This is a genomic window from Vibrio neptunius (assembly GCA_019339365.1).
In the GTDB taxonomy this organism is placed as follows: Bacteria; Pseudomonadota; Gammaproteobacteria; order Enterobacterales; family Vibrionaceae; genus Vibrio; species Vibrio neptunius.
Genome location: CP079859.1, coordinates 3,075,835 through 3,088,650, shown reverse-complemented (window position 1 = coordinate 3,088,650; position 12,816 = coordinate 3,075,835). Strand labels below are relative to the sequence as shown.

The following is a 12,816-nucleotide window of genomic DNA, read 5'->3' as shown; positions in this document are numbered from 1 at the left end:
GAATTATTGGCCGTGACTGCCCTCTCAATTATGCGTGAGTGATCTATTTATGAATGTGAATCTAACTCCGGTTTCCGATGCCTCTAAAGGGGCAACATCGTCACCTCAATCGGTTGAAGCTAGTGAGGACGCCAAACAGTCTGAGGGTTTTTTCTCCAAGTTGGCGTCACTTATCAAGGGTGAATCTGGCGAAGAAAAAGCTTCCGATGTGGAGTCAAAAAAAGTGGCTCAGCAGATTGAAGGGGAGGAACGTATCAAAGCCTCATTAGATCAAGAGGTTAGCGATAGTGACGACGTCAGTATCGAAGGCGAGTCTCAACCAGAAAAGGTGGTAGCCTCTGATGCTAAAAGTACTTCTACTGATGCGTTGCTCAAATCGGAAACAGACCAAGACACACAGGCCGGTAAAGGAGACGCTGAGCTCTCTACTAAACAACAAGCCGCTCAACAACCTGAAGGAGACGCAGATAAAATTGTGTCTGAAAACGAAGAACTGTTGAGTCGTTTAAATGAAGCCAATAGAGCGCTTAAACCCCAAAACGGCAACGAGTTGCCACAATCATCAGAGTCTTCGGCTCAGGTAGCCGACCCTTTCCAACAAAAGCAAGAAAAATTACACCAAGAGACACAGATGGATTCTGTCACTCCCTTCTTGTCAGCCCAATATCAGGATGAAGAGCTGACTGACGCCAATGTGTCAGCTGCTTCGAATAGTAATAAGATTGAGGTTGAACTGACTGATGAGCAACAAGTCATGGTTCCAGAGAGTGTGAAACCATTTATTCAATCTGAAGCGCAGCTGAAAGAAGATGTCATGGCTGCAGACAATCACAGTGGTAGTGCAATGATGGCTAGCACTGGGGATGCAGCGGCAATGGCCCAGCCCAAAGGCGATAAAACTACACTGACCAATCCTGAAATTGAACAGCTAAAACATGAGCTGAAAATTCAAGGTTTGTCCGATAAAGAGATTGAGCTGGTTTTGGAGTCTGCAAAAGCAGAGGCGCATAGGCAAACGCTGAGCCAGCGTAGTGAAGTTGTAGGGCCTGCTGTAGAGAAAGGTTTGTCATCTAACTCGTCGCTATCAATGGCATCGGTGAACGAAGCTGACATTGCTATTGACCCAACGGTTGCAGCCAACACAGTTGCCCCTGTGACTGGAATACCTTGGGGCGCTACTGCGGCAGAAGCAGGAAATGATGAACTACCAATGCAACCGGATGCCAAACCAAAGGCGCAGTTAGCGCAATCTGTACAGCAGGCTTTGCATAGCCCTTCCAACCTCTCTACTGCTGCCCAAAACAATCTACAAGTTGCCCCGCAGGCAGCAGTTATACCGCTGACAAATGATCTTGCTGCTAGTCAATTTCAGCAAGTTGCCGCTACACCAGTTGCCAGTGAACAGGCTATGCTCAAAGCGGTAATGGGAGCAAAAGCGGCAGGGTCTTTAGGTAAGCTCGTTGGGAGCGAGGGCAAACAAAGTGCTGACCAAGGACATGAAACAGGCTTTGCTCAGCAGTTGTCTCAAGCCGCAGGCCAGCAAGGCTTAACAGCGCAGCATCAAATGCGAGCAGATCAAGCGGCTGCTCAGGCTCCTATGCAGTTAAACCGAGAAATGGCAGGCGATCAAGTGGCTGAAAGAGTCCAAATGATGATGTCGAAGAATCTGAAAAATATCGACATTCGTCTTGATCCACCAGAATTAGGTCGGCTCCAGATCCGTATGAGTATGACTGGAGAGGGAGCGACGGTGCACTTTACGGTGGCAAATCAACAGGCGCGGGATGTCATCGAGCATTCCATGCCTCGTTTACGTGAGATGCTAGCCCAGCAGGGCGTTCAATTGGGGGACTCTTCTGTTCAGCAGCAATCTTCGGGACAGCAACAAAATCGCTATGCGGCTGGAAATGGGGCTGGAAACGGTCAAGGTAACGGCAACCAGACCTTTGCAGGTGAAGAAAACCTTGAACCAGACGTCAATCTTGATTTGAATGTCACAACAAAGCGTGATGGAATCAGTTATTACGCTTAAACTATAGAAAAGTAAGAAAATAGAGAAAGTTAAATATGGCAGACGAAGGAATAGAAGCAGAAGCACCCAAAGGCAAAAGCAAGCTGTTAATTATCATCATCGCTGTTGTTGTTCTACTCGTTGGCGGCGGTGGCGCTGCTTTTTTCCTGATGGGATCGGATGAATCTGAAGAAGCAGCGCAAACTGCCCAACAAGAAGTGGTGGTATCAACAGAGCCTGTTTCTTACGTCAATATTGCTCAACCATTTTTATTTAATGTCACGGGTGATAAAAAAGATCGGCTTGTGCAAATTAAAGTACAGCTGATGGTGCGTGGTACTGAAAATGAAAACTTAGCCCGTTACCACTCGCCATTGGTTGAAAGCTCATTACTTGGTACTTTCGCTTCAGCGACCGTCGATCAGCTACGTAGTGTCAACGGACGGGTGGAATTGAGAGATAAAGCCACAGAAGATATTAAAGCGAGTTTGACTCGTGCGGTAGGGCAACCCGTGATTGAACGAGTGTTGTTTACTGATTTTGTAATACAGTAGGTGAAGAGTGACCGATCTATTAAGCCAAGACGAGATTGATGCGCTGCTCCACGGTGTCGACGATGTCGATGAGGGAGAAGACGACGGTGGTGGTGCCGCGGCGGACCCCAGCGCAGTAGACTTTGATTTCTCTTCGCAAGACCGTATCGTTCGTGGTCGAATGCCAACGCTGGAGTTGATCAACGAACGTTTTGCGCGTCACCTGCGGATCAGCTTATTCAACATGCTGAGAAAAACCGCCGAAGTGTCTATAAATGGCGTACAAATGATGAAATTCGGTGAATATCAAAATACTTTGTATGTGCCGACTAGTTTGAACATGGTACGCTTTAGACCGCTAAAAGGTACTGCACTTATTACCATGGAAGCCCGCTTAGTTTTTATTTTGGTAGAGAACTTTTTTGGCGGTGATGGGCGTTTTCATGCTCGAATTGAAGGGCGTGAGTTTACGCCAACTGAACGTCGAATTGTACAACTTCTGCTCAAGATTGTGTTTGAAGATTACAAAGAGGCTTGGTCTCCAGTCATGGGCGTCGAGTTTGAATATCTCGATTCTGAAGTGAACCCAAGCATGGCAAATATTGTCAGCCCGACGGAAGTGATTGTTGTCAGCTCTTTCCATATAGAAGTTGATGGCGGCGGTGGTGATTTCCATGTGGTGATGCCCTACTCTATGGTGGAGCCGATCCGCGAACTGCTTGATGCTGGTGTTCAGTCAGATAAGATGGAAACGGATGTTCGTTGGAGCACCGCACTTCGCGAGGAGATAATGGATGTTCCGGTTAACTTCCGCGTGAATCTACTGGAACAGGATATTTCACTAAGAGATTTGATGGAGCTGCAACCCGGTGACATCATTCCTATCACTATGCCTGAAAATGCCACTATGTTTGTTGAAGAACTTCCAACATTCCGCGTCAAAATGGGACGCTCTGGTGAACAACTTGCGGTTCAGGTTTCAGAGGAAATTAAGCGCCCGGATGTGGTCAAGACCGACATCGCTTTCTTGGGCAAAGATGTCATTTCTGAATTAGAAGAAGATGACGGTGAAATTGAAGATTAATATAGAGTAAATAGGTAACAGGTATGGAACCGAGCGACGATCAAAAACTGGCGGATGAATGGGCTGCTGCACTAGGTGAAGACCCTGATGCGCCAGAGGTAGATGTAGATGAAGTTATGGCCGCTCAACTTGATGAGTTACAAGATACTGGGTCGCCTATTTCAGAAGACGAACGCCGCAAACTCGATACGATTCTGGATATTCCAGTGACGATTTCTATGGAAGTAGGCCGTTCACAAATCAGCATTCGTAATTTGCTCCAACTTAACCAAGGTTCTGTTGTTGAACTTGAGCGTTTAGCCGGGGAGTCGTTGGACGTGTTGGTTAATGGTACCTTGATTGCTCACGGTGAGGTGGTGGTAGTCAATGATAAGTTTGGTATTCGTTTGACTGACGTTATCAGCCAGACTGAGCGGATTAAGAAGCTAAGGTAAATTATGAGAAAACAGATAAAAGGAGTGTCTCTGTGTCTTTTTACGCTTCTCTCTCCGTCTGTTTGGGCTGAAACTGCATCTGGTAATCAGCTAGATTGGGCGACCACGTTTGGGTCGCTTTTGTTCGTCGTCGCATTCATCCTCTTTTTGGCTTGGTTACTGAAACGTATGCGAGTGCCAGCGATGATTAACCAAGGAGGCCTGAATATCGTGCGTCAGATACCAGTCGGTACTCGTGAACGAATCATGATTGTACAGGCGGGTGAAGAGCAATTTTTAGTGGGAGTGACCGCACAGTCGGTACAGCTGATTTCCAAGTTGGATACCCCTTTGACTCAGGAGGAGCTGAATAAATCTGCATTGGCGTCCAGTCCTTTTGCGACCCAATTGACTCAGCTATTGAAAAAGAAAGAATGATAAACACTAGTCGATTAGCGTTACTGATACTGACTCTATGCCTGAGCGTTTTTGCGGCGACTTCGTTCGCTGAGGAAAGTATTGCAACCCCAATTCCTGACAATGCGGCACCGTCACAATCGGTAACTGTCTCCGCCATGGAAAAAGAGCAGGGCGCTGCACGGACCATTTCAACTGGCAGTTTTACGGGTGGTGGTGGTGGCATTCCTGCGTTCACCATGACGACTAACCCTGATGGTAGCGAAGACTATTCGATTAACTTGCAGATATTAGCGTTAATGACCATGTTGGGTTTCTTGCCTGCCATGGTCATTTTGATGACTTCATTCACGCGTATTGTCGTGGTGATGTCGATTCTTCGTCAGGCGATGGGTTTGCAACAAACGCCATCTAATCAGGTCATCATAGGCATCGCGATTTTCTTGACCTTCTTCATCATGTCTCCGGTGTTGAACAAGATTAATGAAGACTCTATCCAGCCATACATCAATGAACAGATCACCGCACGTGAAGCTTTTGACCGCGCCCAAGTGCCAATGAAAGACTTTATGCTCAAGCAAACTCGAGTTAAGGATCTTGAAACCTTTGTTAATATTTCTGGTTCAGATGCAACAGCGCCCGAAGATGTCTCAATGGCCATATTGATCCCAGCATTTATTACCTCTGAATTGAAAACGGCTTTCCAGATTGGATTTATGCTCTTCCTTCCGTTTCTGATTATTGATTTAGTAGTGGCCTCAGTTCTGATGGCGATGGGTATGATGATGCTCTCCCCAATGATCGTTTCTTTACCCTTCAAACTCATGCTATTTGTCCTTGTTGATGGCTGGAACCTCATTCTGTCTACTCTAGCTGGCAGCTTTGCCTTGTAGTGGGAGGAAAACATGACGCCTGAAGTGTTCGTCGAGTTGTTCAAAGATGCACTGTGGATGGTTCTGATTATGGTTTGTGCCATTATCATCCCAAGCTTACTTATTGGTCTGGTTGTCGCGATCTTTCAGGCTGCAACGTCGATTAACGAACAGACGTTGAGCTTCTTACCCCGTCTAGTGGTGACTTTGCTGGCGTTGATGTTGTTCGCGCATTGGATGACACAAATGATGATGGAGTACTTTTTTTCGATTGTTGAGCGCCTGCCTCAGGTTCTCTACTAGGGCGGTTTCACGTGGAATACCCAACGAGCCTGATACTCGACTGGATAGCCAACTACTTCTGGCCTTATACCCGAATCGCTGCCATGTTGATGGTGATGTCGGTGACAGGGGCGCGTTTTGTTTCTACTCGTGTCAGACTCTATCTTGGTTTAGCAATTACGCTTGCTGTAATGCCTGTTATCCCTGCTGTGCCAGACACCATAGAGTTGCTCTCTGGGCAAGGCTTCATGACGCTCTTAGAGCAGATCATCATTGGTGTCGCGATGGGAACCATTACTCAGTTCATGATTCAGACCTTTGTGATTCTTGGCCAAATTCTTGGTATGCAAGCGAGTTTGGGTTTTGCATCAATGGTTGACCCTGCCAATGGTCAGAATACGCCGTTACTTGGTCAGCTTTTTATGTTCCTAGCCACGATGTTTTTCCTCGCGACCGATGGTCACTTGAAAATGATCATGCTGGTGGTAATGAGCTTTCAGTCACTACCTATTGGTAGCGGCTCACTGAGCACCGTCGATTTTAGGGAATTGGCACTTTGGCTAGGGATCATGTTTAAAGTTGCACTGAGTATGTCCTTGTCTGGGATTATCGCGTTGTTAACGATCAACTTATCGTTTGGCGTTATGACCCGTGCGGCACCACAGCTGAACATCTTCTCTCTGGGTTTTGCGTTTGCTTTGATCGTCGGCTTATTACTCTGTTGGTACATTATCGCCGGGCTATTCAGTCACTATGAGCTATTCTGGTTGCAAGGGGAGCAGCAAGTGTGCCGCTTCATACGCTTAAATTGTTAGGGGGCTGAATTGGCAGAATCAGACGGTCAAGAACGCACCGAAGACGCTACGCCCAGGCGATTGCAGCAGGCTCGTGAAAAAGGGCAGGTTGCAAGGTCAAAAGAGTTAGCGTCAGTATCTGTGCTTGTCATTGGCGCTATTGCCTTGATGTGGTTTGGTGACGCACTTGCACGTGCGTTGTATACACTTATGGGGCGTCTGTTTGATCTGTCGCGTGAAGAAATTTTTGACTTGCCAAAGTTGTTTGATATTGCTCTTGGTTCGTTAGTCAGCTTGCTTGGCCCCTTGTTGTTGATTCTTGCTGTTCTGTTCATTGCTGCTTTAATTGGTGCCGCAGGAGTTGGTGGCATTAGTTTCTCGGTCGAAGCCGCGATGCCAAAGTGGTCAAAAATGAACCCACTCAGCGGCCTAAAACGAATGGTGGGCTTGCAAAGTTGGGTTGAGTTACTTAAATCGATTCTGAAAGTCACTTTGGTTTCTGGTGTCGCATTTTATCTGATCGATGCAGCGCAGAAAGATCTGTTCCAGTTGAGTATGGATGTCTATCCGCAGAACATTTTCCACGCATTAGATATCTTGCTTAACTTTGTACTCTTGATCAGTTGTTCGTTGCTGATTGTCGTCGCGATTGATATCCCTTTCCAGATCTGGCAGCACGCGGATCAGTTGAAGATGACCAAGCAGGAAGTCAAAGATGAGTACAAGGAGACGGAAGGTAAGCCTGAAGTCAAAGGCCGTATTCGTATGTTGCAGCGTGAAGCCGCCCAACGCCGAATGATGTCAGAAGTTCCCCAAGCTGATGTGATTGTCACCAACCCGGAGCACTTCTCTGTGGCTCTTCGCTATAAGCAAGATACTGATAAAGCGCCGATTGTCGTCGCAAAAGGCGTCGACCATATGGCGCTAAAAATACGCGAAATTGCTCGTGAACACGACATCTATGTGATTCCAGCTCCTCCGCTCGCACGAGCCCTTTATCACTCGACTGAGTTAGAGCAAGAGATCCCCGATGGGCTGTTTACGGCTGTGGCACAAGTGCTAGCCTATGTGTTCCAGCTTAAACAGTTTCGTAAACGGGGAGGTCAAAGGCCGAATCTTAAAGCGTCAGAGCTTCCAATTCCTCCTGAGTATAGGAAATAGGGCTAGCGCGGAAAGGACTACGTCCTATGGAATGCTTCGCCCTGCTGGAAAACTAGACTTAATTCAATCAACGCGAGTTACCCAGTTCTGTGTCATTCCATAGAGTGACGAAGGAGCGAGTAGGGAATCTCATAGCTTGGTGCACTCACTTGAAGAGATCCCCAACTCGTTCGTACCTCACTCTTGAGGATGACAAGTCAACTTGTTGGAATAAAAGGGCTCACACTAAGCGTCAGCCCTCGAAAACTTCTCCAGCTCTCCAGTCTTCTACTTCTCAGGTATCGAAAGCAGAACCAATAGCGCGCCGTCACCGCCGAATTCTAATGGCGCTTGGTGAAATGCCATGACATCCGGGTGCTGCGCCAACCAAAGCGGCGTTTTTTGCTTAAGAATATGTTTGCCAATACCGTGTTGAACACACGCACATGAAATCTCATTTTTGATGCAGTAAGCAATCATCGCGCCGAGTTCGCGCTTGGCTTCATTTTGCGTCATGCCGTGCATATCTAAAAACACATCTGGGACGTACACGCCACGGCGAAGGCGTTTCACTTCATATTGAGATACGTCATCGCGGGCATAGCGAGTCGGTCCGTCTTCACTGAGAAGCGGCACGAATTCGTCAGAGAAATAGAACTCTGTATCGCTGGCTTCACGCGCGCTACGTTTGATTTCTTTTTGCTTAGTATTTTTTTTTGGCTGCTGGACTATGGTATCCTGTCGCAACTTTTTTACGCCTTGTACTGCATCCCTGAAAAGGGCGAAATCATCATCAATTTCGGTGTCTTTTTTGCTCATTGGGTCATAGATACATAAATAAATGCTATTGGCAGTATTGTAGCGCTTTTCGGAGGCAATTTTGGATAAGATTTTTGTAGAAGAAGCGGTATCAGAATTACACACGCTTCAGGATATGATTCGTTGGACTGTGAGTCGTTTCAACGCCGCAAACCTATTTTATGGTCACGGCACTGATAACGCATGGGATGAAGCCGTTCAGCTGATCCTGCCAACGTTGTACTTGCCAATTGACGTGCCTCCGCATGTATTAAATTCTCGATTAACGAGCAGCGAGCGCTTGCGCATTGTTGAGCGCGTTGTGAAACGAATTAATGAGCGTACTCCAACCGCGTACCTGACCAACCGTGCTTGGTTCTGTGGCTTAGAGTTTTTTGTCGATGAACGGGTTCTAGTGCCCCGTTCTCCAATTGGAGAGCTGATCCAGGCAGAGTTTCAACCTTGGCTCATCGAAGAGCCAACACGCATTATGGATCTGTGTACCGGTAGTGGCTGTATCGCGATCGCCTGTGCACATGCTTTCCCGGATGCAGAAGTCGATGCCATTGATATCTCGACAGATGCACTGCAGGTGGCCGAACAGAATGTTCAAGACCATGGTATGGAGCAGCAGGTATTCCCGATTCGCTCGGATCTGTTCCGTGATCTGCCAAAAGAGAAGTACAACCTGATTGTGTCTAACCCTCCGTATGTGGATCAAGAAGACATGAACAGTTTGCCTGATGAGTTTACGCATGAGCCTGAACTTGGCCTCGCTGCGGGTACGGATGGCCTGAAATTGGTGCGTCGTATTCTAGCGAATGCGCCAGATTACCTGACGGATAACGGTATTCTTATCTGTGAGGTGGGCAACTCTATGGTTCATATGATGGAGCAATATGCACATATCCCGTTCACTTGGCTTGAGTTTGAAAATGGTGGCCATGGTGTATTCATGCTGACGCGTGAACAGATGCAGCAGCATGCGGAAGAGTTCTCTATCTATAAAGACTGAGTATTATTCAGTTCGCTTGATGTGATAAAACGCCGGACAGCCCTGTCCGGCGTTTTTTATTGGCAAAGAAAAGCAAAATAGATCGGTATTAGGGCTTTACATCAAATCGCAATAACGCCACTATGAATTTACCAATAATTGTAATGTACAGCTTTGTTTACAGGGCTGAAGAAATTTGAGGAAGTAATGGCAGGAAACAGTATCGGACAGCATTTCCGAGTAACGACATTCGGAGAAAGTCACGGTATCGCACTAGGATGTATCGTCGACGGGTGCCCTCCAGGGCTGGAAGTAACTGAAGCAGACATTCAGATGGATCTCGATCGTCGTCGTCCGGGGACTTCTCGTTATACCACTCAACGTCGCGAACCAGATGAAGTGAAGATTCTGTCTGGCGTATTCGAAGGTAAAACCACGGGTACTTCGATTGGTCTGTTGATTGAAAACACAGACCAACGCTCAAAAGATTATTCGGAAATTAAAGACAAGTTCCGTCCAGGTCACGCTGATTATACCTACCACCAGAAATATGGTGTGCGTGATTATCGTGGTGGAGGTCGCTCTTCAGCACGTGAAACCGCTATGCGTGTCGCTGCCGGAGCGATTGCTAAGAAATACCTGAAGCAAGAGTTTGGTATCGAAATCCGCGCTTATCTGTCTCAAATGGGTGATGTATCGATTGAGAAAGTGGATTGGGATGAGATTGAAAATAACGCGTTTTTCTGCCCAGATGTCGACAAAGTTGATGCGTTAGATCAGCTGATTCGCGATCTTAAAAAGCAAGGCGACTCAATTGGTGCCAAACTCCAGGTTGTCGCAACCAACGTTCCGGTTGGTTTAGGTGAACCTGTTTTTGATCGTTTGGATGCTGATATCGCCCATGCGCTGATGAGCATCAACGCGGTGAAAGGTGTTGAAATCGGCGATGGATTCGATGTTGTTAGCCAAAAGGGTAGCGAGCACCGCGATACTTTGTCTCCAGACGGTTTTGGTAGCAACCACGCTGGTGGCATTTTAGGAGGGATCTCTACGGGTCAGGATATTGTTGCGAATATAGCACTTAAGCCTACCTCAAGTATTACCGTTCCGGGTGAAACCATCACTAGAGAAGGTGAGCCTACTCAGCTGATCACCAAAGGTCGTCATGACCCATGTGTTGGTATTCGCGCAGTGCCTATTGCAGAAGCAATGCTGGCCATTGTAGTGATGGATCACTTACTTCGCCATCGAGGTCAGAATCACGGTGTGACGACAGAAACACCTCAGATTTAATGAATAGAAACGGCTTCCACAGGGAAGCCGTTTTTTCATTTAGGCCTGTTGTTTTGTAGAAATCCAGTTGTTGATATTGCTCTTCATCACTTCCATCGGTTGCTGTCCGTAGCGTAGCAGTTGGTCGTGGAATTCAGCGTATTCAAACTTATCTCCTAGCTCTTGTTGAGCCTTTTCAAGCAATTCTCGGATAACCAAATAACCGGATTTGTAGGAAACCGCCTGACCGACATAGGCGGCGTAACGGAAGCTTTCTGATTCTATGTCACCTTCGCCGAGCGCAGAATTGGCGTGCATATAATCGCGTGCTTGCTGAATACTCCAGCCGTTGGAGTGAATGCCGGTATCGACCGCCAAGCGCATATTCCTCAGTTGTGCTTCGTTTAGACTGCCAAAGTACTGTAGGGCGTTACACTCTTGCTCATCTGTATAGATTCCGCCTTGGAACTGGCTATAGTCAGTGTCAGGAGTGCACATGCCTTTGCCGTTAACAAACGTCGGCTGATTCTGCGCGTTAAGCTCTCCATAAATGCCCATTTCGATACCAAGCCACTCTGTATAGAGCGCCCAACCTTCGCCATAAGCGGTGTACCAGATATCCTGCATATAATCGGGCAGATTAGCGGGTGGGTATTCCTGCGCGTACGCGTTTTGGAAATGATGACCAGGCGCGGCTTCATGTAACAACAAGGTCGAGACATTCCATTTTTGCAGGCTGTAATCTGGGTTGGTGTTGAGAGTGAACACATTGTCATCGTAAGAGGCCACACCATCATACATCTCGCTTTCAGCAGGGGTTGGCTCTATGGTGTAGTCGGTGTTGATAGGTTTAAAATAGCTGGCAACGACACCGTTGGCATTGTCTTTAAACACATAGTAGTCCGTCAGCGCGTTTTCGCAGGCGGAAGGAGAGGATGCGCTACTGCAGATCGCTGCGTATTGCTTGGTTGTTGTTTGCTGACCATCTCGACCATAAAAAGAACTGCTCGCTGTTGAGGTATTTAAAAAACTCTCCGAGATTGATCTGGCCTGAGTCCGTGGCGAGTTCAAACGTCCGAGGTGAAACGTCACCTGTTGCTGGGTCTCGATACGCTGCTTCCACAATGGAGCCGCGCTTCGCAACCACTACTTTTGCCACGCGAATCATTTCCGCTTTAGCTTCCGCGACCAACTGTTCACCCATATGATGTAACTCGGCGGCTGACTTTCCAGTGGTGCTGTTTCGGTCTAGGTGCCACTGATACCAGCTCTGCCCATTGGGTAAATCACCCCAGCCAATATTCTTGTCGGTGAGTTGGCCTTCACCGCGAGCGCTCTTAACGTACTGATTGTGCAGATACGCCAATAGCTCTTGGGTTGCCCGCTGCGCTTTCTCAACTTCCTGCGTGTATTGATTGACAAAGGTTGACGTATACCCTGACTGAGTTTTTAAGTCGTTTAATCCTACTTTGAGCATGGCAAAATTATTGTAGCTAATCGTGTCCACGCTGTTTTGATATAGGCGCTCAGCAAGAATGGCGGGTAGTTGAATACCTTGCTGTGTCGCTTGCTGGTATTGGCTGCGTAAGCCCCTGACCCAAGAGGTGTACTCTTTGAGCAGGATGAGTTGTTCTTGATACGTTTGTTCACTGTCGGAGTCGGTATCAATAGCAGTGCCCGCTTCTTCGGCATTCCACTGTATATAGTTGTAAAAATGCGTGACTGGGACATCGAAGTTGCCAAAACGCGTATTGGGGAAGCTTGCACCGCGAATCGCAATGGTGCGGTCAAAGCGGAAAGTATCGTAATACACCTTTTCTTCATCGGTTAACGCGTTTCTTTCTATCTCAAGAAGCTTGTCGAGATAGATACGATCTAAAGACTGACGTGCGGCAACCATCTGATCATTGACGATACCAAAGTGAGTGCTATCCAGAGATTGTGATTCATGTTGGTAGCTGTCGAGTAGTGTCGTCAGCTGGATGGAAGCATTATTTGTTTTTGGCGCGGAGCTACAACCTGCCAAGATGACGGCTAGCGTTATTGCCGATAGGGTAATACGTTGTTTGTTTCTCATCTTCAGACCTTTCAGCTTATTTTAAGTGATGGCAAGGAAAAGAATGGAGAGAGTTTAACGATAGTGAAATCAGACTTTCCCTTGTGGGCGACCAGAGTAAAATAAGTCGTCTGCTGTGTTTGTGCAAAA

The 12,816-nt window shown here is 47.2% G+C and carries 12 protein-coding genes and 1 pseudogene; 11 read left to right on the top strand and 2 right to left on the bottom strand.

Features of this window, described 5'->3' with window-relative positions:
- Window positions 1-49: 49 nt before the first annotated feature.
- Genes KW548_14390 through flhB form a run of 9 tightly spaced genes read left to right on the top strand, consistent with a single transcriptional unit; the run spans window position 50 to window position 7,567 of the window.
- The gene (locus KW548_14390; GenBank protein QXX06266.1) at window positions 50-2,032 is read left to right on the top strand and encodes a flagellar hook-length control protein FliK; all 1,983 of its coding nucleotides are present in this window, start codon (window positions 50-52) and stop codon (window positions 2,030-2,032) included.
- A gap of 35 nt (window positions 2,033-2,067) precedes the next feature.
- Entirely contained in the window at window positions 2,068-2,565 is a 498-nt protein-coding gene (gene fliL / locus KW548_14385) for a flagellar basal body-associated protein FliL (GenBank protein ID QXX06265.1), read from the top strand.
- A gap of 7 nt (window positions 2,566-2,572) precedes the next feature.
- Complete coding sequence (gene fliM / locus KW548_14380; GenBank protein ID QXX06264.1) at window positions 2,573-3,628, top strand: flagellar motor switch protein FliM; 1,056 nt, start codon at window positions 2,573-2,575, stop codon at window positions 3,626-3,628.
- Between the two features lie 23 nt (window positions 3,629-3,651).
- Window positions 3,652-4,062: a flagellar motor switch protein FliN gene (fliN, locus tag KW548_14375; GenBank protein QXX06263.1), complete on the top strand. Its 411-nt coding sequence runs from the start codon at window positions 3,652-3,654 to the stop codon at window positions 4,060-4,062.
- A gap of 3 nt (window positions 4,063-4,065) precedes the next feature.
- A complete protein-coding gene (fliO, locus tag KW548_14370; GenBank protein ID QXX06262.1) occupies window positions 4,066-4,479 on the top strand; it encodes a flagellar biosynthetic protein FliO in 414 nt (137 codons plus the stop codon).
- Window positions 4,476-5,351 (top strand): flagellar type III secretion system pore protein FliP, encoded by an 876-nt coding sequence (fliP, locus tag KW548_14365; protein QXX06261.1) that lies wholly within the window; start codon window positions 4,476-4,478, stop codon window positions 5,349-5,351. The genes fliO and fliP overlap by 4 nt, the downstream gene beginning before the upstream one ends.
- Window positions 5,352-5,363: 12 nt before the next feature.
- The gene (fliQ, locus tag KW548_14360) at window positions 5,364-5,633 is read left to right on the top strand and encodes a flagellar biosynthesis protein FliQ (GenBank protein QXX06260.1); all 270 of its coding nucleotides are present in this window, start codon (window positions 5,364-5,366) and stop codon (window positions 5,631-5,633) included.
- A gap of 11 nt (window positions 5,634-5,644) precedes the next feature.
- Window positions 5,645-6,427: a flagellar type III secretion system protein FliR gene (gene fliR / locus KW548_14355; protein ID QXX06259.1), complete on the top strand. Its 783-nt coding sequence runs from the start codon at window positions 5,645-5,647 to the stop codon at window positions 6,425-6,427.
- Window positions 6,428-6,436: 9 nt separating this feature from the next.
- Window positions 6,437-7,567 carry a flagellar biosynthesis protein FlhB gene (flhB, locus tag KW548_14350; GenBank protein QXX06258.1) on the top strand — a complete coding sequence of 377 codons (1,131 nt, stop codon included), beginning with the start codon at window positions 6,437-6,439 and terminating at the stop codon, window positions 7,565-7,567.
- Between the two features lie 267 nt (window positions 7,568-7,834).
- Here the strand turns inward: flhB and smrB are convergent, their stop codons facing one another.
- A complete protein-coding gene (gene smrB / locus KW548_14345; GenBank protein QXX06257.1) occupies window positions 7,835-8,365 on the bottom strand; it encodes an endonuclease SmrB in 531 nt (176 codons plus the stop codon).
- Between the two features lie 61 nt (window positions 8,366-8,426).
- Between smrB and prmB the strand changes: the two genes are divergently transcribed.
- Both prmB and aroC read left to right on the top strand, forming a co-directional pair.
- Window positions 8,427-9,359, top strand: a complete 933-nt coding sequence (gene prmB, locus KW548_14340) for a 50S ribosomal protein L3 N(5)-glutamine methyltransferase (protein QXX06256.1) — start codon at window positions 8,427-8,429, stop codon at window positions 9,357-9,359.
- A gap of 186 nt (window positions 9,360-9,545) precedes the next feature.
- Window positions 9,546-10,631, top strand: a complete 1,086-nt coding sequence (gene aroC, locus KW548_14335; GenBank protein ID QXX06255.1) for a chorismate synthase — start codon at window positions 9,546-9,548, stop codon at window positions 10,629-10,631.
- Window positions 10,632-10,670: 39 nt separating this feature from the next.
- Here the strand turns inward: aroC and KW548_14330 are convergent.
- A pseudogene (locus tag KW548_14330) lies at window positions 10,671-12,687 on the bottom strand (DUF885 domain-containing protein).
- Window positions 12,688-12,816 lie beyond the last annotated feature (129 nt).